At 72.2% G+C, this 24,646-nt stretch carries 27 protein-coding genes; 13 read left to right on the top strand and 14 right to left on the bottom strand.

Going from position 1 to position 24,646, the window contains the following annotated elements; translation table 11 throughout:
• Positions 1-14: 14 nt before the first annotated feature.
• Together JT721_RS13340 and JT721_RS13335 are read left to right on the top strand one after the other, a co-directional pair.
• Positions 15-1,169, top strand: a complete 1,155-nt coding sequence (locus JT721_RS13340) for a sensor histidine kinase (RefSeq protein WP_307828038.1) — start codon at positions 15-17, stop codon at positions 1,167-1,169.
• Positions 1,166-1,810 (top strand): response regulator transcription factor, encoded by a 645-nt coding sequence (locus tag JT721_RS13335; protein WP_205473631.1) that lies wholly within the window; start codon positions 1,166-1,168, stop codon positions 1,808-1,810. The genes JT721_RS13340 and JT721_RS13335 overlap by 4 nt, the downstream gene beginning before the upstream one ends.
• Before the next feature lie 86 nt (positions 1,811-1,896).
• Here JT721_RS13335 and JT721_RS13330 read toward each other — a convergent pair whose 3' ends face one another.
• The 11 genes from JT721_RS13330 to JT721_RS13280 all read right to left on the bottom strand — a co-directional run bounded on the left by JT721_RS13330 (position 1,897) and on the right by JT721_RS13280 (position 13,456).
• Positions 1,897-3,066, bottom strand: a complete 1,170-nt coding sequence (locus tag JT721_RS13330; protein ID WP_205473630.1) for a thiolase domain-containing protein — start codon at positions 3,064-3,066, stop codon at positions 1,897-1,899.
• A complete protein-coding gene (locus tag JT721_RS13325) occupies positions 3,060-4,583 on the bottom strand; it encodes a class I adenylate-forming enzyme family protein (protein WP_205473629.1) in 1,524 nt (507 codons plus the stop codon). The genes JT721_RS13330 and JT721_RS13325 overlap by 7 nt, the downstream gene beginning before the upstream one ends.
• Positions 4,584-4,585: 2 nt before the next feature.
• The gene (locus JT721_RS13320; RefSeq protein ID WP_205473628.1) at positions 4,586-5,179 is read right to left on the bottom strand and encodes a carboxymuconolactone decarboxylase family protein; all 594 of its coding nucleotides are present in this window, start codon (positions 5,177-5,179) and stop codon (positions 4,586-4,588) included.
• On the bottom strand, positions 5,176-5,883 hold the full coding sequence (locus tag JT721_RS13315; RefSeq protein ID WP_205473627.1) for an ABC transporter ATP-binding protein: 708 nt from the start codon (positions 5,881-5,883) through the stop codon (positions 5,176-5,178). The genes JT721_RS13320 and JT721_RS13315 overlap by 4 nt, the downstream gene beginning before the upstream one ends.
• Positions 5,876-6,604, bottom strand: coding sequence for an ABC transporter ATP-binding protein (locus tag JT721_RS13310; protein ID WP_205473698.1), 729 nt, complete (start codon positions 6,602-6,604; stop codon positions 5,876-5,878). The genes JT721_RS13315 and JT721_RS13310 overlap by 8 nt, the downstream gene beginning before the upstream one ends.
• Positions 6,601-7,623, bottom strand: coding sequence for a branched-chain amino acid ABC transporter permease (locus JT721_RS13305; RefSeq protein ID WP_205473626.1), 1,023 nt, complete (start codon positions 7,621-7,623; stop codon positions 6,601-6,603). The genes JT721_RS13310 and JT721_RS13305 overlap by 4 nt, the downstream gene beginning before the upstream one ends.
• The gene (locus JT721_RS13300; RefSeq protein WP_205473625.1) at positions 7,620-8,531 is read right to left on the bottom strand and encodes a branched-chain amino acid ABC transporter permease; all 912 of its coding nucleotides are present in this window, start codon (positions 8,529-8,531) and stop codon (positions 7,620-7,622) included. The genes JT721_RS13305 and JT721_RS13300 overlap by 4 nt, the downstream gene beginning before the upstream one ends.
• A 64-nt stretch (positions 8,532-8,595) precedes the next feature.
• A complete protein-coding gene (locus JT721_RS13295; protein WP_205473624.1) occupies positions 8,596-9,912 on the bottom strand; it encodes an ABC transporter substrate-binding protein in 1,317 nt (438 codons plus the stop codon).
• Positions 9,913-9,927: 15 nt separating this feature from the next.
• The gene (locus JT721_RS13290) at positions 9,928-10,728 is read right to left on the bottom strand and encodes a cyclase family protein (RefSeq protein WP_205473623.1); all 801 of its coding nucleotides are present in this window, start codon (positions 10,726-10,728) and stop codon (positions 9,928-9,930) included.
• 20 nt (positions 10,729-10,748) lie between these two features.
• A complete protein-coding gene (locus tag JT721_RS13285; RefSeq protein ID WP_205473622.1) occupies positions 10,749-11,714 on the bottom strand; it encodes a fumarylacetoacetate hydrolase family protein in 966 nt (321 codons plus the stop codon).
• Positions 11,715-11,824: 110 nt separating this feature from the next.
• Positions 11,825-13,456: a helix-turn-helix domain-containing protein gene (locus JT721_RS13280; RefSeq protein ID WP_205473621.1), complete on the bottom strand. Its 1,632-nt coding sequence runs from the start codon at positions 13,454-13,456 to the stop codon at positions 11,825-11,827.
• Positions 13,457-13,554: 98 nt separating this feature from the next.
• On the opposite strand from JT721_RS13280, the gene JT721_RS13275 reads away from it, so the two are divergent.
• The 8 genes from JT721_RS13275 (at position 13,555) to JT721_RS13240 (ending at position 19,103) form a co-directional block, all read left to right on the top strand.
• Positions 13,555-14,172, top strand: coding sequence for a TetR/AcrR family transcriptional regulator (locus JT721_RS13275; protein WP_205473620.1), 618 nt, complete (start codon positions 13,555-13,557; stop codon positions 14,170-14,172).
• Positions 14,173-14,216: 44 nt separating this feature from the next.
• The gene (locus tag JT721_RS13270; RefSeq protein WP_205473619.1) at positions 14,217-14,768 is read left to right on the top strand and encodes a GNAT family N-acetyltransferase; all 552 of its coding nucleotides are present in this window, start codon (positions 14,217-14,219) and stop codon (positions 14,766-14,768) included.
• 132 nt (positions 14,769-14,900) lie between these two features.
• On the top strand, positions 14,901-15,602 hold the full coding sequence (locus JT721_RS13265) for a nitroreductase family protein (protein ID WP_240340682.1): 702 nt from the start codon (positions 14,901-14,903) through the stop codon (positions 15,600-15,602).
• Positions 15,599-16,294 (top strand): nitroreductase family protein, encoded by a 696-nt coding sequence (locus JT721_RS13260; RefSeq protein ID WP_205473617.1) that lies wholly within the window; start codon positions 15,599-15,601, stop codon positions 16,292-16,294. The genes JT721_RS13265 and JT721_RS13260 overlap by 4 nt, the downstream gene beginning before the upstream one ends.
• Positions 16,291-17,244 (top strand): zinc-binding dehydrogenase, encoded by a 954-nt coding sequence (locus tag JT721_RS13255; protein WP_205473616.1) that lies wholly within the window; start codon positions 16,291-16,293, stop codon positions 17,242-17,244. Before JT721_RS13260 ends, JT721_RS13255 begins: the two co-directional genes overlap by 4 nt.
• Positions 17,241-18,008 carry an enoyl-CoA hydratase/isomerase family protein gene (locus JT721_RS13250; RefSeq protein WP_205473615.1) on the top strand — a complete coding sequence of 256 codons (768 nt, stop codon included), beginning with the start codon at positions 17,241-17,243 and terminating at the stop codon, positions 18,006-18,008. The genes JT721_RS13255 and JT721_RS13250 overlap by 4 nt, the downstream gene beginning before the upstream one ends.
• The gene (locus JT721_RS13245; protein WP_205473614.1) at positions 18,005-18,469 is read left to right on the top strand and encodes a MaoC family dehydratase; all 465 of its coding nucleotides are present in this window, start codon (positions 18,005-18,007) and stop codon (positions 18,467-18,469) included. The genes JT721_RS13250 and JT721_RS13245 overlap by 4 nt, the downstream gene beginning before the upstream one ends.
• A 7-nt stretch (positions 18,470-18,476) precedes the next feature.
• Positions 18,477-19,103 carry a TetR/AcrR family transcriptional regulator gene (locus JT721_RS13240; protein ID WP_205473613.1) on the top strand — a complete coding sequence of 209 codons (627 nt, stop codon included), beginning with the start codon at positions 18,477-18,479 and terminating at the stop codon, positions 19,101-19,103.
• A gap of 7 nt (positions 19,104-19,110) precedes the next feature.
• Here the strand turns inward: JT721_RS13240 and JT721_RS13235 are convergent, their stop codons facing one another.
• From JT721_RS13235 to JT721_RS13225, 3 genes are read right to left on the bottom strand one after another with little or no spacing between them, the layout of a single operon-like run.
• A complete protein-coding gene (locus tag JT721_RS13235; protein ID WP_205473612.1) occupies positions 19,111-19,629 on the bottom strand; it encodes a flavin reductase family protein in 519 nt (172 codons plus the stop codon).
• Positions 19,626-20,462 carry a VOC family protein gene (locus tag JT721_RS13230; protein ID WP_205473611.1) on the bottom strand — a complete coding sequence of 279 codons (837 nt, stop codon included), beginning with the start codon at positions 20,460-20,462 and terminating at the stop codon, positions 19,626-19,628. Before JT721_RS13230 ends, JT721_RS13235 begins: the two co-directional genes overlap by 4 nt.
• Entirely contained in the window at positions 20,459-21,184 is a 726-nt protein-coding gene (locus tag JT721_RS13225) for an enoyl-CoA hydratase/isomerase family protein (protein WP_205473610.1), read from the bottom strand. The genes JT721_RS13230 and JT721_RS13225 overlap by 4 nt, the downstream gene beginning before the upstream one ends.
• A 163-nt stretch (positions 21,185-21,347) precedes the next feature.
• On the opposite strand from JT721_RS13225, the gene JT721_RS13220 reads away from it, so the two are divergent.
• From JT721_RS13220 to JT721_RS13210, 3 genes are read left to right on the top strand one after another with little or no spacing between them, the layout of a single operon-like run.
• Positions 21,348-22,877 (top strand): ABC transporter substrate-binding protein, encoded by a 1,530-nt coding sequence (locus tag JT721_RS13220; RefSeq protein ID WP_205473609.1) that lies wholly within the window; start codon positions 21,348-21,350, stop codon positions 22,875-22,877.
• 1 nt (position 22,878) lies between these two features.
• Complete coding sequence (locus JT721_RS13215; RefSeq protein ID WP_205473608.1) at positions 22,879-23,724, top strand: ABC transporter ATP-binding protein; 846 nt, start codon at positions 22,879-22,881, stop codon at positions 23,722-23,724.
• Positions 23,721-24,644 (top strand): ABC transporter permease, encoded by a 924-nt coding sequence (locus JT721_RS13210; protein WP_205473607.1) that lies wholly within the window; start codon positions 23,721-23,723, stop codon positions 24,642-24,644. Before JT721_RS13215 ends, JT721_RS13210 begins: the two co-directional genes overlap by 4 nt.
• The last annotated feature ends 2 nt before the right edge of the window (positions 24,645-24,646 follow it).

The raw sequence follows: 24,646 nt of genomic DNA, 5'->3' as shown, positions 1-24,646 counted from the left end.
CGCTCCGTCCGCCAGTGGCCGACCGGCTGCTGGCGGCGGGGTCGTTCGTGCTCGGCGTCGTCGTCGCGACCACGCTCGAGACGATCGACTTCGACGGCGAGCGGAGCGTGGACGGGTGGGCGGTCGCGCTCCTGGGCGCGGTCTCGGTGCCGCTGCTGGCCCGCCGGCGCTGGCCGATCGCCGTCGTCCTCGTCGTCCTCGTGGTGTCGACGCCGTACCACCTCCTCGACTACCCCCACGAGGCCACGTTGCCGGCCTCGCTGGTGGGGGCGTTCGCGGCGGCGCGCTACAGCGCACCACCGCGGCGGGCGGCCGCCGCCCTGCTCGCGATGGCCACGGTGACCGTGCCGGTGCTCGCCGACGAGACGTCGGGGGCACCCACCGATGCCCTCCTCGGCGTCGGTTGGCTGTTCATGGCCTTCTTCGCCGGGCTGGCCGTCCGGTTCCACGACAGCTGGAGGTCCGCCGTCGCCGCGCGGCTCGAGCAGGAGCGTGCCGACGAGGTCGAGCGGCGGGTGGCCGAGGAGCGGGTCCTGATCGCCGCCGAGCTGCACGACGTCCTGGCCCACGGCCTCGCGGTGGCGAACGTCCAGGCGTCGGTCGCCGCGCACCTGATCGACCAGTTGCCCGGGCAGGGGGACACGCCACTGCAGGAGCTGTCCACCACGCTCCACGACCTCTCGGACACGAGCCGGGCCACGCTCCAGGAGCTGCGCGCCGTCCTCGACGTGCTGCACGGCGGTGAGGCGGGGTCGACCGACCCGGCGCCCCACCTCGGCGAGCTGCAGCGTCTGGTGGACGTGGCCGAGGCGGCCGGGGTCCGGGTCGACGTGGAGGCTGACGGGCTGGACGACGAGCTGCCGTCGACGGTGTCCGTCGTGGCCTACCGGATCATCCAGGAGTCGCTCACCAACGTCGTGCGGCACTCGACGGCCGAGCACGCGACCGTCCGGCTCGAGCAGGACGGCCACCGGCTGCGGATCACGGTCGTGGACCACGGGCCCCCGCGGCCGGGCTCGACCGCGACACCGGCCGGCTTCGGCATCGCCGGGATGGCAGGACGCGCGCAGGCCCTCGGTGGTGAGCTGTCCGCCGGGCCGGTCGACTCCGGTGGGTTCGAGGTGTCGGCCTGCCTGCCCCTGCCGGAGACGTGGCGGGTGCCGTCGTGATCCGGGTCCTGCTCGCCGACGACCAGGCCCTGGTGCGTGGGGCGTTCGCGCTGCTGGTCGGCTCCGCCGCCGACATGGAGGTCGTCGGCGAGGCCGGCACCGGCGACGAGGCGGTGACGCTGACCCGCGAGCTGCGCCCCGACGTCGTCCTGATGGACATCAGGATGCCGAGCACCGACGGCATCGAGGCCACCCGGCGGATCTCCGCCGACGACGGGTCGAGCGGCAGCAAGGTGCTGATCCTGACCACGTTCGAGACCGACACCAACGTCCTGCAGGGTCTGCGCGCCGGGGCGTGCGGCTTCCTGCCCAAGGACACCCGCCCGGACGCCCTGCTGGACGCCATCCGCACGGTTGCGGCCGGGGAGGCGCTGCTGTCGCCGGGCGCGACCAGGGCGGTGATTACCCGCGCGCTGAGCCACCCGGACGCTCCGGCGCCCGAGCGGCTGGCCAGCCTGACGGCGCGCGAGCGCGAGGTGCTGCGGCTGGTCGCCGCGGGCCGGAGCAACCAGGAGATCGCGGCCGAGCTGGTCGTCAGCCCGCTGACCGCCAAGACCCACGTCGCCCGCATCCTCGCAAAGCTGGGCGCCCGCGACCGGGTGCACCTCGTGATCGCCGCCTACGAGGCCGGGCTCCGCTAGGCGCTCCGCGCAGGATCCGTCCTTCCGGAGAGGCAGCAGCAGGACCCGGCGTCCGCTGTCCGCCGCGCCACGACACGATCACGAGCTCAGGGTGCAGCGAGGACGGTGACGTGGTTGGCCACCGCGAGCCCGCCCATGTTGTGCACCGCGCCGAGGCGGGCTCCCGCGACCTGGTGCCCGGGGAAGGTGCCGGTGAGCTGCATCGCGACGCAGACGTGCTGGGAGACGCCGGTGGCCCCGACGGGGTGACCCTTGGATTTCAGGCCGCCCGAGGGGTTGACCGGGAGGACGCCACCGGGCAGGACCAGGCCCTCCTCGAGGGCACGGCGCCCCTCGCCGGGGCCGGCGAGCCCGAGCACCTCGTACATCCGCAGCTCGGCGATGGTGAAGCAGTCGTGGAGCTCGACGAGGTCGAGGTCGGTCGTCGAGACGTCCGCGTCGGCCAGGGCTCGGTGCCAGGCGAGCTCCGTCGCGGCGAAGGCCAAGGGGTCGCGGCGCGACGACGGCAGGTGGTCGTTGGCAGCGGCCCACCCCACGACGCGGACGGCGCCGTGCCGCTCCGAGGTCGGCCGGTGGCCGAGGACCAGCGCGGCGGCGCCGTCGGAGACCGGGGAGCAGTCGGTGCGTCGTAGCGGTGCGGCGACCACCGGGTTCCGCTCGGACGTGGTGGAGCAGAACTCCTCGCCGAGGTCCTTGCGCAGGTGGGCCAGCGGGTTGGCGGCCCCGAGGCGGTGGCTCTTGGCGGCGATGGCACCCAGGGTGTCGGCCACCGGCCCGTGGCGTCGCTCGTACTCGCGGGCGACGTCGGCGAACAGGCCGGCGAACCCGCTGGTCGACGAGGTCCCGGCGGCGTCGTAGTCGGCGCCCAGGAGGGCGGAGCCCACGGCCTCGGGCGGGATGCCGGTCATCTTCTCGACGCCGATGACCAGGATCGTCGTCGCGCGCCCGGCGAGCAGGTGGGTCAGGGCGGTGTGCACGGCCGCGGAGCCTGACGCACAGGCGTTCTCGACCCGCAGCGAGGGGACCCCGAACAGCCCGTCGTCGATCTGGAGGGGGAGCGAGGACGGGAACCCCAAGGGGTGCATGCCCGAGTTGAAGTGACCGACGACCACGAGGTCGACCTGCCGTGGGTCGACGGCCGCGTCCGCCAGGGCTGCCCGTCCCGCCTCGACGACGAGCGACTCGAGCGTGGCCTCGGGCCGCTTGCCGAACTGCGTGTGGCTCCAGCCCAGCAGCAGCGGGGTCCTGCTCACCATCCGGTCCACCGTCCTCGGAGCTGTTTCTTGTCGATCTTGCCGACGGCCGTGGTGGGCAGCTCCTCGACGAGGACCACCGCCTTCGGACGCTTGTAGGCGGTGAGCGCGCCGCGCGCGGCGGCGGCTATCTCGTCCGCGCTGACGCCTCCGCCGTCGGGGATCACGAAGGCCACGACGGCCTCGCCCCAGTCGGGGTGGGGCACCCCGGCGACGGCGACCTCCTTCACCCCGTCGAGCTGGGCGAGCACCTGCTCGACCTCGCTGGAGTACACGTTGAGCCCGCCGCTGATGATCATGTCCTTCTTGCGGTCCACCAGGTGGAGGTAGCCGTCGGTCGTGAGGTAGCCCAGGTCACCGGTGTGCAGCCACCCCTCCCGGAGTGCTTCGCTGGTCTCGTCGGGACGGGCCAGGTATCCCTCCATCGTGTACGGCGTCCGGGCGGTCACCTCGCCCACCTCGCCCGGCGCGCAGGTCGACCCGTCACTCGCCCGGACCCGGACCTCGGCCATGACGACGGGCTGGCCACAGCTGGTCAGGCGGTGCCCGCCCTCGGCGTCGAGGCGGTGGTCGTCGCGGCGGAGCCGGGTGAGGAAGTTCGGTGCCTCGGACTGCGCGTAGAGCTGCATGAACACCGGCCCGAGGAGGCGCAGGCCCTGCTCCAGCCTGTCCCTCGTGATCGGCGCGGCCCCGTAGAGGATCGTCCGCAGCGAGGTGCCGTCGAAGTCGCCGCGGCTGACGACGGCGTCGAGGAGCCGGTAGATCATCGTGGGGACGAGGAACAGGTAGCTGACGCGGTCCTGCTCGATCCGGTCCAGGACCGACTCGACGTCGAACCGGTCCTCCACCAGCACCGTGGCGCCCTTGGTGAGGGCGGCCTGCAGCAGGAACCCGGCGCTGTGGGGGAGCGGCGAGGTCAGCAGCAGGACGTCGTCGGCGGTGAGCTCCATCTCGATCAGGTGCGACAGCAGGTTCATCGCGATGCCCCGCTGCGTGTGCACCGCGCCCTTGGGGCGGCCCGTCGTACCGCCGGTGTACATGATCAGCGCGCGTGACGACGGGGGCACCGTGCCGTCCTGCACCACGGGCTCGTGGCCGAGGGCGTCCTGCCACTCGTCGGCGTCGCCACCGACCACCAGGGTCTGGGTGACGGCGCCCGAGGCGCGGGCCTGCTCGACCGCGGCCAGCCGGTCGTGCTGGACGACGCACACCGTCGCTCCCGAGTCGCCGATGATGTAGGCCTGCTCGTCGACCGAGAGCATCAGGTTGAGCGGCACCTTCGCCCCACCCAGGAGGGCGACGGCGAGGTCGGCGACGACGTACTCCGCGCAGTTGCGCAGGACCAGCGCCACGGGGGTGCCGGGGCCGACCCCTCGCTCACGGAGGCTTCCCGCGACCGCCCGGGCCGCTCGGTCCAGCTCCTCGAACGTCCAGGTGCGGCCGTCGACCACGAGCGCCCGGCGTGCGCCGTGGCGGGCCACGGCGTGGCAGAGGTAGTCCCGGAGCACGGGATCGCGCACCGTCACTGCTCTCCTGCCTCGTGCGGATCGGTCACCCGGGCCACCCGCATCGCGAGTGCGAGCGCCCGGTAGAGACCGACCAGCCACACCGCCTCCTGGACGCGCGGCCACCCCAGCTGCTCCACAGCACGCTCGAAGTGCTCGTCCTCGACGTCGCCGGTCCGGCACAGCTCGCGCGCGAGGGCGGCCACCCGCGGGGCGTCGTGCGGCAGCGGAGCACCGTCGCGCAGGGCCAGTGCCAGGTCGTCGGCCAGGCCGACCCTGCGGGCGAGCGGTAGGTGCCCGGCCCACATGTAGCCGCACCGGTCGTGCGCTGCGACCACGAGGACCACGGTCTCCCGCTCGACGGGCGACAGGAGTCCCTGGCGGAAGCTCCCGGCGAGCTCGAGTACGGCGCGACCGACGCGAGGGCTGGCGACCATCAGGTCGAACGGGCCGCTGAGCCGGCCCGCGTCGTCGACCGGGCCGACGCCAAGGCCTGCGTCCGACCAGTCGGCTCGGATCGTGGTCGCCAGGTGCTGCTGGTCCTCGGTGAGTGGCCCGGCCGACGTCCACGGGACGCGACCGAGGCTCGCGATGGTGCCGCCGGTGCTCATCGTTCCCCCAGGTACGCCGAGCGGACCCGGTCGGAGCGCAGCAGCTCCGCGCCGGTGCCGGTCAGGACGATCCGCCCGTCGGCGAGGACGTAGCCCTGATCCGACAGCGAGAGGGCGCGGTGCATGTTCTGCTCGGCGAGCAGCACCGTGACGTCCTGGGCGGTGACGGCCTCGATCACCTCGAAGACCTGGTCCACGACCATCGGCGCCAGGCCGAGGGACGGCTCGTCGAGGATGAGCAGGCGCGGGCGCGAGACGAGGGCCCGACCCAGGGCGACCATCTGCTGCTCGCCGCCGGACATGGTCCCGCAGAGCTGGCGCGAGCGGGCCTTGAGCACGGGGAACATCTCGAAGGCCAGGTCCACGCCGGCGTCGGCCCGCTCCCGGGCCGCGCGGTGGTGCAGGCCCAGGCGGAGGTTGTCGTGCACCGTCATCTCCTTGAAGAGCCGACGCCCCTCGGGCACGATCGCCATGCCCAGCTGGGGACGGTCGGCCGCCGCCCGGCGGGTGATGTCCTCACCGTCGAGGAGGACCTGGCCCGAGGTGACCGGCTGCATGCCCATCAGCGCCTTGACCAGGGTGCTCTTGCCGGCGCCGTTCGCCCCGATCAGCGAGACGGTCTCGCCGGCGGTCACGTCGAGGCTCACCCCTCGGAGCGCAGCGGCCTCTCCGTAGCCCACGACCAGGTCTCGTACCTCAAGCATCGACAGGTCCTCCCAGGTAGGCCTCGACGACGCGGGCGTCGTCGAGCACGTCGGTCGGGGTGCCGTCGGCCAGGTTGCGCCCCTGGTTCAGCACGTACATCCGGTCGGCTATGGACGAGACGGCCCGCACGTTGTGCTCGATGTAGACCACCGCCATGCCTCGGTCGCGCAGGGACGAGATGAGGTCCAGGCCCATCGCCACCTCGCTCGGGTTGAGGCCGCCGAGCACCTCGTCGAGCAGGATGAGCTGAGGATCGAGCGCGATCGCCCGAGCGATCTCGAGGAACTTCCGCTCGTGCAGCGTGAGTGCCCCGACCTGGGCGCCGGCGTGCGCGGCGAGGCCGACCTCCTCGAGCACCTCGTGTGCTCGGTCGATCGCCTCGACGCGGCCCGTGCGGTGGCGGCCGAACATCGATGCGGTCGCGACGTTCTCCGCGACGGTGAAGGAGCCCAGGGGTCGCGGCACCTGGAAGGTCCGGGCGATACCGGCCTGGGCCCGCTGGTGCGGCGGCGTGCGGGTGAGGTCCTTGCCCGCGAACTCGACCCTGCCGCCGGACACCGGGAGCGAGCCGGCGATCGTGCTCAGCAGGGTGGTCTTGCCCGACCCGTTCGGCCCGACGAGTCCGACGATCTCGCCCTCCGACACCGCCAGGTCGACCGACGACAGGGCGGCGACACCGCCGAAGCGCTTGGTGACTCCGGTGCAGCGCAGCAGGCTCATCGCGCGCCTCCCGTCGTGGCAGTCGTGGCGGTGGTCGTGCCGGTGGTCGTGCCGGTGGCGGTCGGCCGACGGCGCGGGATGGCCCCCGAGATGCCGTGGGGCATCAGGGCGATCACGACCACGAGGGCCAGACCGAGGATGATCTGCGACAGCTCGGGGGAGCCGATGTCGAGCAGCGCCTCCCGCACCAGCACCACCGAGGCGGCTCCGATGAGCGGTCCCCACCAGCGGGTGATCCCGCCGAGGATCGTCATCATGATCACCAGCAGCGGGATGTTGAGGGTGAACACCGCCCCGACCTCGACGTACCCGAGGAAGACCGCCTGGGGCGCGCCGGCCAGGCCGGCCAACCCCGCGCTGGCCGCGAACGTCAGCACCTTGTAGCGGTACGTGGGCACGCCCAGCGACTCGGCGACGGCCTCGTCGTCACGGATGGACCGGAGCGCCGCCCCCCACCGGGTGGTGGAGGTGGCGATCGCGACGCCGGCGGTGGCGGCCGCGATCGCGGTGCCGACGACGAACTGGTGCCCGGTCGACTCGCCGATCCAGGTGTCCGCCGCGAGCTCGCGGACGAAGACCCCGGTGCCGCCGTCGAGGAACGCCAGGTTGGACACGACGGCCACGACGATGAAGGCCATCGCGAGCGTGATCATCCCGAACAGGTCGCCGGCGAAGCGTGGGGAGGAGAACACCGCGATCCCGACCACGAGGGCCAGGGCCGCCGCCACCAGCCCGGCGACGACCAGCGCCACGGCGAACGGGGCGTCGGTGTGGCGCAGGACGGCCGCGGTGGCGTAGACGCCGATCCCGAAGAACACGCCGTGCCCGAAGCTGGCGTAGCCGGAGTTGCCGGAGAAGAGGCTCCAGCTCAGGGCGAGGCCGATCCAGGTGACGAACTGGAACCCGAAGGCGATCACGAAGTCGGACCCGAACGACGGCACCAGGGCCATGGCGAGCAGGGCGCACAGGACGACGGCACCGAACTGCCGCCAGAGGGAAAGGTCGCGGAACGGGGTCATGCGAGCCTCCTCGAGGCGGTCGCCTCGCTCACGAACCGGCGCACCGGCTGGGCGGCGAGGAACAGGAAGAGCACGCCGAAGGTGACGGCAGGCGCCCACTGCGGCGGGAACCACAGGGACCAGGCGTTCTGGATCATCATGAGCACGACCGCCGCCACGAGGGCCCCGAGCGGCCGGCCGAGACCGCCGAGCATGGTCGCCACCACGACGATGCCGATCCACTGCAGCGGCAGGGTCGGGCTCAGCGGCATCCGCAGGCTCACGACCATGCCGGCGACGGCCGCGCTCGACGCGGCCAGGCCGGACACCGCCAGGGTGATCGGCACGACCCGCACGCCGAGGGTCCGGGCGATGTCGGCGTCCTGGCGCATCGCCTGCACGGCGCGGCCGGCGCGGGTGCGCCGCAGCGCCCACGCGGAGACGCCGACCATCAGCACCGCGCAGACCAGGGCCAGCAGGTCGACCGGCTGCACCGCCAGCTGTGGCAGCGGCTCGGGGAACCGCAGGCTCGTGGTGAAGCCGTCGGAGAGCCGGGGGCGCAGGTTCAGCAGGTCGGGGCTCCAGACCATCGAGGCCACGCTCTCGGTGACGATGAACAGGGCGAAGGTGATGAGCAACGTCGTGAACGGCTCGGCCCTCAGCACCAGGAAGAGCCACTGGACGGCGACGCCGACCACGAAGAAGACCGGCACCGTCACCAGGAGCGTGAGGAGGGGGTCCCAGAGCTGCTCGGTGACGAGGCTGTAGGTGAGGTAGGCGCCGAGCAGGGTCAGCGACAGGTGGAAGAAGTCGGCCACCCCCAGGTGGCCCCACTTGACGCTGAGGCCGAGCGCGATGCTGCCGAAGAGACAGCCCAGCAGGGCACCGTTGAGGAGCGTCTGGGCGAGGGCGAGCGACGATACGGACATGACGACCTCTCAGGTCGGGCCGCCGTGACCCCCGGTCCACCGGGAGCCACGGCGCGCGCTTCGGTCAGGGGTTGTAGTCGATCTCGGCACCGCTGACGTCCTCGGGCCACACCAGCACCCGGGTCCCGTCCTGCACCTGGGCGACGCGGTTGATGTCGGCGCCGTAGTTGTTGTAGCCGTCGAAGTTGAGCGTGCCGACGACGGTCTCGACCTCGTTGGCGTTGAGCCACTCGATGACGGCCGCGTTGTCCGCGCCGGCCTCGAGGATGCCGGTGAGCAGGATCTGCCACGCCGCGAGGCCCGCCGCCGCCTGCGTCTCCACGAGGGGGAACACGCCCTCCTCCTCGGCCACCTCGCTGTAGCTCTTCGCGAAGTACTGCGCGACCGGGCTGCCGCCCAGAGGCTCGTGGTGCTCGTAGATGGAGGAGATCATCATCCCCTCGGCCTTGTCCCCGAGGTCCGCCACGGCCGGGGGCGCCGGCAGGGCGACGTAGATCGAGCGCGGCTCGTAGCCGATCCCGTCGAAGGCCTGGTAGAGGTTGGTGATGTCCGCCCCCAGGCCGCCCACGTAGACCAGGTCGGGGTCGGCAGTCTGGATCCGAAGCGCGATGGAGCTGAAGTCCGTCGTCCCCAGGTCGTACTCCAGGTCGCCGGTGATCTCGGTGCCGGCCTCCTCCAGCGCCTCGACGACCGCGCCGCGGTAGCTCAGCGTCGTCGGGAACTTGGCGGTGGCGAAGAACGCCGTGCTCGGCGGGTTGCCGCTCGACTCCAGGGCCGCCACGACCGCGTCGGCCTGGGCGTCGAACATCCTCGCCGGGTCGTCCACGCCGCCGCCGATCTGCCAGGCCGGGAAGTGGTTCTCGCCGATCAGCTTGTCCGGGGCGCCGTTGGTGGCCGTGGGGTAGGCGTAGCCCGCCCGGCTGACGGGCCCGGCGCCGGCGAGGGTGGCGGCACCGCCGTACGGGCCCATCACGAAGTCGACGCCGTCGCCGATCAGGCGCTCGTAGTTGGAGGTGACCGTGCCGGGCGTCGACTGGTCGTCCAGGACCCGCCACTCGAGGGGGCGGCCGTCGAGGCCGCCGCAGTCGTTGACCCAGTCGGTGACGAGTCCGGCGACCGCGTTGTGCAGGGTCGCGGTCGGCGCGAGCGGGCCGGTGAGGCTCAGGGAGCCGCCGACGACGATCGGCTCGCCCGTGGGGGTCGCGCCCTCGTCGCAGGTCATGCCGGCGACCGGGGCCACGAGCTCGGCGTCGGGGAGGTCGGCAGCGGCGTCGTTGTCGTCGCCCTCGTCGTCGACGACGCCGCCGCAGGCGGAGAGCACCAGCGCCGCGCAGGCGGTGGCGGCCAGGCCGCGGAGGCGGGGCAGGGAGGTGGTGAGCATGGCGTTCTCCTGGTCTCAGTTGTCGAGGAATGCGACGACGCGGCAGGGCGACGCGCTGGTCTTGGGCAGCTTGAGCGGGAAGAACCCCACGTGGAATCCCGTCAGCGGGAGGGCGGCGAGGTTGTCGAGCTGCTGGATGATGAACGCCTCCTTGTCGGCGATGGCGAAGTGGCCGTCCCACAGCTCCTTGGGGTCGCCGGTGGCCTCGTAGGCCGCCTTCATCACGGGGAAGGGACGGTCCCACGCCATCGCGTCGGTGCCGAGGACCGTGGCGCCGAGACCGGTGAGGTAACGGGTGCCGTCGCCGCTCATGCCGGGGTAGTTGAAGAACTCCGGGTCGGCCGGGGTGTAGCGCTCCTGACCGGTGCGCAGCATCACCGCGTCGCCCTGCTGGACCTCACGGCCGGTGGCCGCGATCGCCCGTTCGAGGGTCTCGATGGTCAGGGCCTCGCCGGGCACGGCCCACTCCCGGACGTCGAGCACCATGCCCGGGCGGTAGAGCTCCTCGAGTGCGATGTCGCTGATGGTGCGCGCCGGCTTGCCCTCGATGAGGCTGCCGCTGTGCAGCGGCGCGTCCACGTGCGTGCCGCAGTGGGTGTTCATCTCCGTGAGCCAGTCCTCGCCCCAGCCCTCGCCGTTGGGCAGGTGCTCGGCCGGGCAGCCGAAGATGTCCATGGTGCGTTGGAGACCCTCCCCGGCGGGGGTGAGGTACTTGATCTTGGGGGCGAGCACCATCTCGAGCGCCCGGTAGGACTCGGGGACGAGCTCCCGGTTGGCGGGGTCGAGCGTGCGGGACAGATCGACGAGCGTGGTCATGTGCGGTGCCTTTCGTTGGGTCAGTAGGGGAGCTGGACGCGGTTGCGGAGGACGCCGATGCCGTGGACCTCGAGCTCCACCTCGTCGCCGTCCTTGAGGCGCTTGCCGATCTCGACGGGGCTTCCCGACAGGACCGTGCCGGTGCCGAGCACGTCGCCGGCGAGGATCGTGCGGCCACGGCTGAAGTGGACGACGGCGTCCTCGAAGGAGTGGTGCATCGTCGAGGACGAGCCCTGCGACCAGACCTCGCCGTTGACCCGGGCCTCCATCCGGAGGTCGTAGGGCGAGCCGAGCTCGTCGGGCGTGACGATGCAGGGGCCGAGGGTGTTGGAGCCGTCGAAGTCCTTCCCACGGGAGGGGCCGAGCTGCGACTCCATCACCGTCATCTGGAGGTCGCGACAGCTCCAGTCGTTGAAGATCGTGTAGCCGAAGATGACCCCGCTCGCGTCCTCCGGGGCGACGTCCTTGGTCGTCTGACCGATGACGGCGGCGAACTCGAGCTCGTAGTCGAGCTGTCGCGTCTCGGACGGCGCGACGATCAGGTCACCGGGTCCGCTGATCGCCGTGTGGTCGGCGGTGTAGTAGACGACCTGGCGCGAGAAGACCTCCGGGGTGTCGAACTTGCCGGTCGCCACCAGCCGCTCGTACTCCGCCTCGGGGTCGTCCGCCGCCGCCGCGAGGCTCCGGGCCATGCCGCGGAACGCCGGCTGCAGGTGCTCGATGAAGAGCGAGCAGTCCCGGAGGCGCGGGGGGTCGGGGAGCGGGGCGCGCAGGGTGACCTCCTGCACGTCGTGCACCGCCTCGGCGGGGTGCGAGTCGCACAGCTCCCGGGCGTCGTCGAGCGCCTCCGCGCCGGCACGCACCAGGGCGAGCATCGAGGCGAAGCGGGGGTCGGCGCCGGACGCCCGGGTCAGGCTGACCGCGGTGTCCCCGTCGAGTGCGCCGACGTGGGTCTCGCCACCGGTGGTGAACGTGATGAGCCTCAAGGTGACCCTCTCCTTCTGTGGGGTGTGACCACCCTCGGCGCCGTGACGGCGGTCACCTAGGGCGTCGCCCGACACAAAGCGACCCGCGGTCTGTCACGGCGTGACAGCCGTCACACGTGGCCGAGGGCGGCACTGAGCTCGTGCATGCGCAGCGCGGTCTCGAGGCGGAAGCGGTCGTCCACGTTGCGCAGGTCGACGCCCAGCACGGCCTCGATGCGGGCGATCCGGTTGCGCACCGTGTTGTAGTGGACGTGCAGGGCGGCCGCGGTGTCGGGCAGGTGGCGGTCGTGGCTGAGGAAGGTGCGCAGCGTTGCGACGAAGGTGGTCCCGCGCTCGTCGTCGAGGTCGAGGAGCGGCCCGAGCACGTCGTGCACCGTCGTGCGCAGGTGGGCCGCCGGCAGGCTGGCCATCCCGAGGATGCCGAGCTCGTGCGCGGTGACCACCGACCCGGTCGTCTCGCCCCGCAGCGCGAGCTCGCACGCGGCCCGCGCCTCGTCGTACGACGTGGAGTAGTCGACCAGGTCGGCGCACGCCCGGCCGATGCCTACCACCCAGCCGTGCCGGGACCGGGCGACGGCGTCGCAGAGCCGGTCGCGCAGCTCGCCGGCCGACCGGCCACGGGGGTGGACGACGCACACCACCCGCCCGCCGCGCTCCACCGTGGGGCTGCCGGGACTGACCGTCCGCAGCAGGTTCGCCAGCTCGACCGCGGGTGGCTCGGCGCCGTCCACCCGGCGGCCGGCCACCAGGATCTGCGCGCCGGGTTGCACGCTGAGCCCGGTCAGGGCCATCCGGGCTCGCACCACCTCCCAGTCGGCCACCCGCCCGGTCAGCAGCTCGTCGACCAGCTCGCCGGTGAGACGCTCGGCCGTGCGCTCCCGCTCGCTGACCCGCAGCAGCTGCAGTCGGAACAGCCCGACGCAGAGGTCGACGAAGGCACGCCCGTCCTCGTCCAGCTCGCGGGTGTGGATGACGACCACCGTGAGGAGGCCGTCGTCGTCGAGCCGCAACCGGGTCACCACGCGTGGGTTGCCCTCGCCCAGCGTGCCCGCGGCGCGGACCAGGGCGCCGTCCTCCTGCCGCAGCTCCACGCGACAGCCGAGCTCTCGGGCGAGTAGGTCGAGGGCCGCGTCGGGCATGTCCTGCTGGGCGAAGCTGCTGGCGAGGCGGGCCGAGGCCTGTGCGTGCCGCAGGGCGCGTGCGGCCCGCTGCTCGGAGTGGGCCGCCCGCGCCTCGCGACGGCCGTCGACGTCGAGCTGGCGGAGTCGGACGCCGAGGTCGTGGGCGATCGCCTCGAGGGTGCCGAGCTCCTCGGTGGTCCACGGGTAGGGCTGGCGGTGCGCCGCGTAGAGGACGCCCAGCGTGACGTCCGCGACGAGGATCGGCACGATGAGCGTCGCCTGGATCCCCTCGTTGTCGATGAGGCGCTTCAGCAGCGGCACCCGCCGCGAGTCGTGGCGGTAGTCACGGCTCATCTGCGGTCGACGCTCCAGCGCCACCCGGCCCCCGATGCCCTCGCCGACCTTGAGCCGCCAGGCAGCGGCCATCTCGGTGGACTCCACACCGTGGTGAGCCCCCATCACGAGGTGCTCCTCCTCGACGAGGCCGGCCCACGACACCGGGCAGCCCAGCACCGTCGCGACGTGGTCGGTCGCGATCTGCAGCGCCTGGGTCGCGTCCTTGGCGGCCAGCAGGTGCCGCAGGTAGTGGGTGGACGCCGCCGGCGGGAGTTCGGTGATCACGGTGCCTCCAAGACGTATCCGCATCCAAAGTTGAACCCGAGTCCACTGTCTGGCAGCGTACGCCCTACGGGGGTGCCTGTCACCAGAGGAGGTGCGCGATGGAGTCGGAGGCGGACGGTTGGTCGCCGCGACCCGCCGGGCCGGACAACGCCCGCACCCGTCGTCGCGGGCAGCGGCGCGACCGCGTCTTCGACGCGGCCGTGGCGCTCATCGTCGAGCAGGGCTACGAGGCCACGACGATGGACGAGATCGCCCTGCGCGCCGACGTGGCGCGGACCTCGGTCTTCAACTACTTCGAGCGCAAGTCGGCGTTCCTCGACGAGTGGTCGGCTCGCCGTCGCGAGCGCGCGTTCCGCTCGCTGCCGCGTGCCGGTGGCGACGGGACGCTTCGCGACGAGCTGAGCGACAGCCTGCGGGTGCTGGCCGACGTCAGCAGTTCCTCTCGCCGCGAGACGACCGCGTTGATCGGTGCCGCCGTCCGCGAGCTCGACCTCCTCGACGACCACCCGCTGACCCACGAGTTCGGTGCCGTCGTCGAGCGGCACCGCACCGAGCTCCGACCCGGGGTCGACCCGCACCTCGTCGCGATGACCCTGACCGTGGGCTACTTCGCCGTCCTCCGTTCGTGGATCGGCACCGGACCGCCGCGCTTCGAGCTGGAGGCTCGCTTCCTCGGGTTGCTCGACCTGCTGATGCAAGGCGCGCTCGACGGCTAGGTGCTCCCGGCCTGCGGGCAGACGCACAGTGAGAGGGTGGCGTCGTGACGCCGGATGAGGTGCGGATCCGCCCGCGCCGACCGGAGGACGTCCCGGTGCTGGCGACGGCGCTGCTGGCGCAGCAGTCCACCACCCGCTACCCGTTCCGCGACCCCCTGCCGGTCCCGGTCGAGGACTTCCTGCACGCACGGGACGCCGCGGGCGCGTGGACGGCCGAGCTGGCCGGTCGGCCGGTGGGTCACGTGTGCCGGACGGGTCCGGCGGAGGGCTTCCCGGCAGCGAGCCTCCTCAACGAGGCGTGCGCGCGGGCGCACGGCTGCGACCCGAGCCGGTTGACCTACGTGAGCGCCTTCTTCGTGGCCACCGCGGCCCGTGGCGCCGGGATCGGCCGACGCCTCTTGCAGACGGTCGTGGACGACATGCGCGCCCATCGTCTGCGCCCGTGCCTGGAGGTGCTGCCGACGCACCCCGGAGCGATGACGCTGTACGTGTCGACGGGTTGGCGCACCGTCCACCGGTTCCGGCCGGAGTGGTTGCGCGAGGTTGCCGGCGACGAGGGACCGGACGTGCACGTGATGGTGCTTGACCGGCCCTGACCAGAGCGCAGCACCTCGTCACGCTCGTCGTCACGTTCGGCGACGAGGTGGCAGCAGGCGACCGTTGCCACTAACATGCCAGCCAGTCGGTATGAAAGGGATGCAGTGCTGGACGATGTGCACGAGGTGCTGATGACCACTCGCTCGGTCCGGCGCCGGCTCGACCTCGAGCGTCCGGTACCGGTCGAGGTCGTCGGCGAGTGCCTCCAGATCGCGCTCCAGGCACCGACCGGGGGGCACGCCGAGGACTGGCGGTTCGTCGTCGTCGGAGACCCGGACCTCAAGCAGCGGATCGGTGAGATCTACCTGCGCAACTACGAGGCCCACGTCCTCGCGCCGTTGCGATGCACCGGGGTCGACGACCCGGCGGTGGCCGGGCGGCTCGGGGTGGGGGACAGCGGGCGGCCGACGGCGCGAACCGAGCGGATCCTTGCCGGGGCCGACCACCTCGCCCGCAACATCGGCCGCGCTCCGTGGCTGGTCCTCGCGTGCGCGACCCGCCCGTCACCCGCGGGCGGTGGCCCGGGGACCTGGTCGGCCGTCTACGGCTCGGTCTACCCGGCCGTCTGGTCCTTCAACCTCGCGTTGCGTGCGCGCGGGCTCGGCACCTGCATCACCTCGCTGACCCTGCACTCCGCCGGCGAGGTCGCCGAGCTGCTCGCCATCCCCGACGACGTCGTGCAGGTGACGCTCCTGCCCGTGGCCTGGACGGTCGGCACCGACTTCAAGGTGGCGGCGCGCCGTCCGGTCGCCGAGGTCGCGTCGCTGGACCGCTGGGGCACCCCCTTCCCGTACGCCGACCGCACCTTCGACGAGCTGGCGGGCCGCGCATGAGCACCCGCGTGATCGCCGACGTCGACGAGGTGCTTACGACGACGCGCGCCGTACGCCGCCGCCTCGACCTGGAGCGGCCCGTCCCGCGCGAGGTCGTCGAGGAGTGCCTCGAGCTCGCGCTCCAGGCGCCGATGGGCTCCAACCTCGAGCACTGGCGCTTCGTGGCCGTCGACGACCCGGAGGTGAAGCTCCGGATCGCCGAGCTCTACCGGGAGATCTGGGTCGAGACGGTCGAGGCGCCGCTCGCCGGCGGCGAGGCGGCGACGGTCACCCGGCTCTCGCCGACCACCCGCGCCGACGAGGCCACGGCCGCCCGGCAGCAGCGGGTGCTCGACAGCGTCAAGCACCTGGTCGACCGGCTCGAGCAGGTGCCCGTGCTGGTGGTCGTGTGCAGCGTGAAGCCACTGCCGGACGAGATCGTCGGCGGACGCGCGTCGGGCTACTACGGGTCGATCTTCCCGGCCGTCTGGTCCTTCCAGCTGGCGCTGCGCTCGCGCGGCCTCGGCTCGGTCCTGGCCACGGCGCTCGCCCACCGCGCCGAGCAGGTCGCGAAGGTGCTTGAGCTGCCCGAGGACTGCCGGGTCGTCACGCTGGTGCCGGTCGCCTACACGCAAGGACTGGAGTTCGGGCGCGGGTCGCGGGGGCCGGTCTCCGACGTCCTCGCCTGGAACGGCTGGGGGGAGCGCGCATGAGGGCGGCGTACGTCGCGCGTCCCGACCGCGACGATCCGCTGGCCGCGCTGGAGATCGGCCACCTCGAACCGCCAACTGCGCCCGAGGGCTGGGTGGAGGTCGAGGTCCGGGCGACGAGCCTGAACATGCACGACGTCTGGCTGCTGCGCGGAGCCGGCGTCCGACCGAAGGCCTTGCCGCTCGTGCTCGGCAGCGACGCCGCCGGGGTTGTCGACGGTCGCGAGGTCGTCGTGCACCCCGTCGCCCCCGACCCGCCCGGGACCTTCGCGCCCGGCGCGACGCTGCTCTGCGACGCCGGCTTCGGCACTCTCGCCGGCCGCACCTGCGTGCCGGAGGGGAACCTCGTCGACAAGCCCGCCGGGCTGACCTGGGAGCAGGCAGCGTGCCTGCCGACGGCGTGGCTGACCGCCTGGCGGATGCTGGTCACGCAGGCGCGGGTCGAGCCCGGCCAGGTGGTGCTGGTCCAGGGCGCCGGCGGCGGGGTCGCCACCGCCGCGGCGACGCTCGCGACCGGGCTCGGCTGCCGGGTCCACGTGACGTCGCGGTCGGAGGAGAAGCGTGCCCGGGCTGTGGAGTTCGGCGCGGCTGGAGCCTGGCCGCCCGGTGCGCGCCTCCCGGAGCTGGCAGATGTCGTCATCGAGTCGGTCGGCGCGGCCACCTGGGAGCACTCCCTGCGCGCGGTTCGGCCGGCCGGCACCGTGGTCGTCTGCGGTGGGGCCAGCGGCATGGTCGTCGAGACCGACCTCGCGCGCGTCTTCGCCCGCCAGCTTCGGATCATCGGGTCGTCGATGGGCAGCATCGAGGAGATGCGCGCGCTCGTCGACTTCGTCGAGAGCAGCGGCGTCGGCCCGGTCGTCGACTCGACCTCCGACCTGGACGGCGTCGCCGCGGCGTACGACCGGATGCTGCGCGGCGACGCCTACGGCAAGCTCTGCGTGGTCCCGTCGTGAACGCGGTCGAGGTTGAGCGCCGCGGTGCCGTGCTGTGGGCTCGGATCGCCCGTCCCGAGCGGGCCAACGCCTGCGGGTCCGACGTGATGGCCGCCCTGGAGGGCTGGCTCGAGCAGGGTCGTGACCAGGGCGTGCGGGTACTCGTGTTGACCGGTACGGGCGGCAGCTTCTGCGCCGGCGCCGATCTCAAAGAGGCCGCCACACTTGTCGGTGACCACGACGCACTGCTCGCCTTCCTGCGCCGCGGCCGCGATCTCGTCGCCGCGATCCGCGAGGCGCCGGTGCCGGTCATCGCCGCGGTCAACGGCGTCGCGTACGCCGGCGGGCTCGAGCTTCTGCTCGCGTGCGACGTCGCGGTGGCCGGTGCATCCGCTCAGGTCGGCGACCGGCATCTCGCCCAGGGCCAGGTGCCCGGCTGGGGGAGCAGCGCCCTGCTGCCCGCGGCCGTCGGCCGCGCGACCGCCACGCGCCTGCTGCTCGGCGCCGAGTCCCTCGACGCCGCCGAGGCGCTGCGCATCGGTCTGGTCTCGGAGGTCGTCGACGACCACCTCCTCGACGAGCACGTCACCACGCTCGCCGACACGATCGCGTTGTACGACGCGGTCGCGGTCGACCGGATGCTCCGGCTGACGCGCCGCGATCCCGCCGACCTGGCGACCGCGGCGGCCTGGGAGTGGCAGGTGCTCCAGGAGCACGCCGCGTCGGTCGGCGCCCGCGACCACGTCGTCCGGTTCTCGAGCCCATCACCAGCGGAGGAATCATGACCAGCACGACCGTCGCCGACCCGTCGAGCCTGCTCGATTTGGTCGGACAGGAGCTCGGCAGCAGCGCACCGATGTCGATCTCGCAGGCCGAGGTCGACACCTTCGCGGACCTCACCCGGGACCACCAGTGGATCCACGTCGACGTCGAGCGGGCGCAGGCCGGGCCGTTCGGGTCGACCATCGTGCACGGCTTCTTCATCCTGGCCTTCGTGCCGCACGTGCTGGCGGACATCCTCGCCGTCGACAGCTTCTCGATGGGCGTCAACTACGGCCTGGACCGGGTGCGGTTCGTGCGTCCGCTCCCACCCGGCGAAGAGGTCGTCGGCCGCGCCGTCCTCACCGACGCGAAGCGACTGGAAGGTTCGTCAGGGGTGCAAGCGACCGCGCGTGTGACGTTAGAGTTCGCGCGCGACGCACAGACGTGCTGCGTCGCCGACGTCGTGTTCCGCTACTACGACTAGGAGTCCCGTGGCCGAGGAGAAGACATCGGGCCGACGGCGCTGGCCGGAGGGCTACGACCCGCAGCGGACCCGCAGCGAGCTCGTGGCGAGTGCGCTGCGGCTCTTCGAGGAGAACGGCTTCGACCGGACCTCGCTCCAGCAGATCGTGGTCGACGCCAACCTCACGAAGGGTGCGTTCTACCACCACTTCGAGAGCAAGGAGGACCTGCTCTGGCGGATCCAGACGGAGTACCTCGACACCCAGCTGGAGGGCGCGCAGGCGATCGTCGAGCAGGGCGGCGACCCCATCGACCAGGTGCGCGAGCTCATCCGGCTCAGCCTCGAGGGGGTCGCGCAGCACCGACCGCACGTGGCCATCTTCCAGCAGGAGCGGCGCCACCTCACCGGTGAGCGACTCGCCGAGATCACCAGGCGCCGAGACGAGGTCGAGGCGCTCTTCCGCGGTGCCGTCCAGGCCGGGATCGATGCCGGTCGGCTGCGCGGGGACGTCAGTGCGCGCATCGTCACCTTCGGCATCCTCGGCATGTGCGCCTGGGCATTCCAGTGGTTCAACCCGCGCGGCTCCCTCTCGATCGACGACGTCGCCACCCAGTTCACGGCCATGGTGCTGGACGGGCTGGTGGCCGGGGCCTGAGTCGGGCTCAGCGCTCCACGGTCCCCGGCCCGACGGGCGAGGCGAATCTGCCCCGGTAGAACGACAGGGCCGGGAGCGACGAGGGCTTGTGCTCCACGTGGTCGACGTCGACGAGCACGATCACGTGGTCGCCGCTCGTGATGACCTGGTCGGTGCGGCCGGCGAGCACGGCGCAGGTGTCCGGTAGCAGCGGCACGCCGTCGGGGCCGGCGCTCCAGGCGATGCCGTCGAGCTTGTTCTCGCCGGTCAACCCCGAGGTGGCGAACCGGCGCGCGACGTCCTCCTGGTCCTGCCGCAGGATGTGGATCGCGATCCGCTCTGCGACCGACAGCACCGGGAAGCTCGACGACGAGGTCGCCACGCAGAAGAGCACCTTCGCGGGCTCGAGGGACACCGAGGTGAAGGAGTTCACCGTCAGCGCGGCGACCCGACCGTCCGCCGCGATGGCCGTGACGGCCGTGACGCCGGTCGGGAAGTGGCCGCACACCTGGCGGAACTCGGCCGAGTCGAACAGCGGCTGCGTCATGCGTCACTCACCTGGGTCGAGGTCCGGTCGGAGGGAGCCGCGAGCCGGGGGCTGATCCACAGGCCCGTCTCGAGCTCGATGAGGTCGAAGGCGTGCCCCTCGGCGTCACGGACGACGTGGAAGGCGCCGTTGGGGCTCTGCACCGGGCCGATGGCCTGGCTTCCGCCGAGCGCGAGCACCTGGACCACGGCACGATCCAGGTCGGTGACGCCGAGGTACGGCGCCCACCTCGCCGGCAGCGTGTTGGGCCACGCGCTCTCGAGCTCGAGGATCCCGGCCACCGGCGCGTCGTCCAGCGTCAGCACCGTGTAGCTGCGACCGGTCGGTGAGTCACGCACGTCGGTGCCGTAGCCGAAGAGGCCGCGGTAGAACTCGACGGAGGCACGGGGCTCTCCGGTCGACAGCTCCGTCCAGCAGAGCGAGCCGGCGGTGTTGGCGACCTCGACGCCAGCGCGGGACTCTCCGCTGTACATGCCGAAGATCGCGCCCTGCGGGTCGATCATGACGCACCCGGTGCCGGCGGCGGGCAGGTAGCGGGGCAGGGTCAGCGTCTCGGCGCCGAGCTCGACGGCGCGCGCCTGCGACCGATCGACGTCGTCGACCGCGAAGTAGGTGATCCAGCCGTGGGGTCGACCGTCGTGCACCAACCCGGCGCCGGCGATGCCGGCGACGTCGCGGCCGTCGGCGCTGCACATGCGGTAGACGCCGGAGCCGAGCCGTTCGTGGCGCACCCTCCACCCCAGCAGGCCGGCGTAGAACTCCTCGGCGCCGTGCGGCTCGGTGCTGCACAGCTCGATCCAGGCGGGCTCGCCGGCACGGAACCTGTCGTTCACGACACACCTCCCCTGACGATGGACGCGGCCGCCGCGGCGTACGCCGGCTCCGCGCTGCCCGCGGAGAGAGTGGCCTCGGTGGCGGCCCGGATGGCCCGGACGACGCTCGGCGGGTGGGCGGCCAGGGCCTCCGCGGTCCGTTCGGTGGCGGCGTCGACGCCGGTGCTCGGCTCGACGCTGGCCACGAGTCCCCAGCGGAGCATCGCGTCGGCGTCGACGACCGAGCCCGAGAGGACGAGGAGCTCCGCGGCGGGCCGGGGGACCCGGCGCAGCAGCGTGTGCAGGACACCTCCCGGACAGATGCCGTAGACGACCTCCGGCAGTGCGAGGGTGGCGTCATGGGCGGCGATGGGGACGTGCAGGTGGGCGAGCAGCCCGACCCCGAAGCCAGCCACGCGACCGCGGACCGCCGCCACCACCGGCACCGGCAGGGCATGGATCCGGCCGAGGAGGCGGTCGTTGTCTCGCAGCGAGTCGGCCACCTCCTCGGCCGGGGCAGAGGCGAGCCGGGAGAAGTCGGTGGTGTCCCATCCGGCGCAGAAGTTCCTGCCCGCCATGACGAGGCGGACGACGGAGGTGGCCGAGCCGGCGGCGGCGTCCTCGAGCGCGGTCACGAGCTGGACGAGGGCGGGCTCGGTGAACGCGTTGCCCCGCGCAGCGTTGTCGAAGACGACGGTCGCGAGCCTGCCGGAGGCGGTCGTGCGCACTGTGGGGGCGGCCATGGGCGGGAGCATACATACCAGTCGGTATGAATGGAACCACTGTGACGGCAGTCTCAAGAGATCGTTGACTTGATACCGGCTGGTCGGTACGTTATCCGCGTCTTCGCCACTCGGGAGAGCAGCACACCACCCCCTGTCCGTCCGTGGGAGAGAAGAGAGACCAATGACCAACACCCGGCGCCTGGCACTCCGGCGAGGGGTCGCCTCCGCGGCCGCCGCCGTCCTGGCCAGCACCCTCATCGCGTGCGGAAGCAGCGACGACGACTCTCGCCGCGGGGGCGGGGGCTCCGGCACCGTTCGCGTCGTCCTGCAGGCGCAGCCCGCCACCCTCGACCCCATCGTCGGCCCGCGCTCGGGCCAGATGGTGTGGGCGACCGTGCTCGAGCCGCTCGTCACCACCGACGAGGACCTCGAGCCGTCCGAGGACGGCCTCATCACCGGCTGGGAGCGGACCGACGACACGACCTGGACGTTCACGGTCCGCGAGGGCGTGAGCTTCAGCAACGGCGAGCCCGCCGACGCGGCGGCGGTGGTGAACACCCTCGAGCTCACCCGAGACAGCGATGCCTCGATCCTGAAGTCCTACTGGGCCAACGCGGTCGACATCTCGGCACCCGATGCGACAACCGTGGTCGTGAAAACCGAGACGCCCCAGTACGACCTGCCCAACCTCCTCGGCACCGTCTACCTGGTCCCGCCCAAGTACTACGACGAGAAGGGCCCCGAGGGCTTCGCCGCGGCACCCGTCGGCACCGGTCCCTACGTCTTCCAGGGTCAGAACGCCGGCCGGGACATGACCGTCGTCCGCAACGACGACTACTGGGGGGAGAAGGCCGAGAACGAGAAGATCGTGTTCAGCTGGTCCACCGAGGCGGGTCAGCGTCTGGCGTTGCTCCAGAGCGACGCGGTCGACATCGCGATGGATCTGCCGCCCACGCAGCAGGACGAGGCCGAGAGCGCCGATCTGGAGCTGGTGACCGAGGAGACCGCGATGAAGATCATCGCCTTCCTCCAGACCGACAAGGCACCTTTCGACGACCCGGACGTCGCGCGTGCGGCCGCCCTGGCGGTGGACCGGGACCAGATCGTCAGCGGCATCTTCGACGGCAAGGCCGTCGCCGACGCCGGCCTGCTGAACGTGAAGCCGGGTGAGGAGCCGGCGGAGCAGCTCGAGCCGGACCCCGCCGAGGCGAAGTCGCTCCTCGGAGGCGCCAAGGTCGAGGTGCCGATCACCTACCCTGCAGGTCAGTACACCAACATCGAGGAGGTTGCCCAGGCGGTGGGCGGCATGCTCGAGGAAGCCGGCTTCACGGTGAAGTACAACCCGCTCGACTACGGGACGCTGACGACCCAGGTCATCGGTCGCGAGCTGAACGGGCTGTACATCTTCGCCGGTGTCCCGAACGTCGCGGTGCCCGACTTCTTCGCCAGCGGGTTCATGAAGACCGCGTCGATCACCGGCAACTGCCCCGACCCGCAGATCGACGCCAAGGTCGCCGAGGCGCTCGAGCAGGCCGACGGCGAAGCCGCGCAGCCGATCTACGACGAGCTCAACACCCTGGGCGTGGTCGAGAAGACCTGCTACGTGCCGCTGTACCGGCAGGTGTTCGCCTACGCGACCCAGCCCGGCGTCAGCGGGTTCGAGTTCGGGCCGCTCAACACCGGTGACTTCACCGGCGTCACGATCGGCTGACATGACCGAAGCGATCGAGACCGGGACGGCGGCCGACCTCGTCCGCCGTCCCGGCCTCACGCCGCAGGACGGTCTGGTGCTCGAGATCGAGGACCTCGTCGTCCAGCACCGGCGTGAGCGCTCGCGCGAGCTCTTCACGGCGGTCGACCACGTGTCCCTGTCCATCGGGCCGGGTGAGTCCATGGGTGTGGTCGGCGAGTCGGGTTCGGGCAAGACCACGCTCGCGATGGCCGCCACCGCCTTGGGTGCACCCGGGACCGGCACGATCCGCCTCCTCGGCCGAGACCTGCGGTCGCTCAAGCGCGCCGAGCTGCGTGCCCTGCGTCCCGAGGTTCAGGTCGTCTTCCAGGACCCGCACGGGTCGCTGGACCCCCGCCAGTCGGTGCGTTCCGGCTTCAAGGAGCTGCGCGCCCTGCAGCCCCGCCGCACCGACTGGATCGACGACGAGGACCTCGTGGGCCGGGTACGGCTCGCGCCGGACCTCCTCGACCGCTACCCCCACCAGCTGAGCGGGGGACAGGCGCAGCGCGTCTGCATCGCCCGAGCCCTGATGATGCGGCCCCGCCTCATCGTCGCCGACGAGCCGACCTCCGGCCTCGACGTCTCGGTGCAGGCCGACGTGCTGGAGCTCCTGCGCGAGGCGCGTCGTACGACGGGCGCGTCGATGCTCTTCATCAGCCACGACCTCGCGGTCGTCCGCAGCATCTGCCAGCGCGTGGTCGTGATGTACCGCGGCGCGGTCGTCGAGCAGGGCGACGCCGAGCAGGTCTTCGCCCGACCGCGGCACGACTACACCCGCAGGCTCCTGGCCGCGATGCCGGGCTCCCGGTGGCGGGCCGGGCGATGAGCAGGGTCCTGGTCCGCAAGGGGCTGCGCCACCTCGGGGCGGCCCTCATCACGCTCTGGCTCGCCGTCACGATGGCGTTCGCCCTGGGCCGGCTCTCCGGCGACCCGACCTCGAACATCCTGGGACCGATGGCCACCCCCGAGCAGCGGGACGCGCTCCAGGCCCAGCTGGGTCTGGACCAGTCCTTGGTGGTGCAGTACCTCGACTACCTCAAGGGCATCGTCACCTTGGACTTCGGTACGTCCCTGCAGTTCTACCAACCGAACCTCGACATGATCCTCGACCGCTTGCCGTTCACGTTGCAGCTGGTCGGAGCAGGGATGGCCATCGCCGTCGCGATCGGCGTCCCGCTCGGCGTGCTGGCGGCGACCCGCGAGGGCACCTGGTGGGACCGCACCGCGTCGGCGCTCGCACTGCTCGGCCAGTCGGTGCCGGTCTTCTGGCTCGGCATGATGCTGATCCTGCTCTTCGCCGTCCGGCTCGGGTGGCTCCCGGCGGGCCAGTCCGGGTCGTGGCAGCACCTCGTGCTGCCCGCCGTGACCATGTCGCTCTACCCGATGGCGCACGTCGCCCGGCTGACGCGGGCGAGCATGTCGGAGGTTCTGCGCGAGCCCTACATCGACTCGGCACGAGCCCGAGGCCTGCGGGTCCGCAGCGTCGTCTGGCGCCACGGCTTCGGCAACGCCTCCGCCCCGGTGCTGACGATCGTGGTGCTCCAGGCGGGCGCGCTGCTGTCGGGCGCGGTTGCGGTCGAGTACGTCTACAGCTGGCCGGGCCTCGGCCAGCTGGCCCTCCAGGCGATCCAGTTCCGCGACTTCCCGCTCGTCCAGGCGATCGTCGTGTTCGGCGCGATCACCTTCGTCGTCCTCAACCAGCTCGTCGACATGCTCCACGTCGCCATCGACCCGAGGCTGAGGTGACC

Source organism: Nocardioides sp. SYSU D00038 (assembly GCF_016924665.1).
Lineage (GTDB): Bacteria > Actinomycetota > Actinomycetes > Propionibacteriales > Nocardioidaceae > Nocardioides.
The sequence above is the reverse complement of the archived record's forward strand: the minus strand, read 5'-3'. Positions and strand labels throughout refer to the sequence as shown.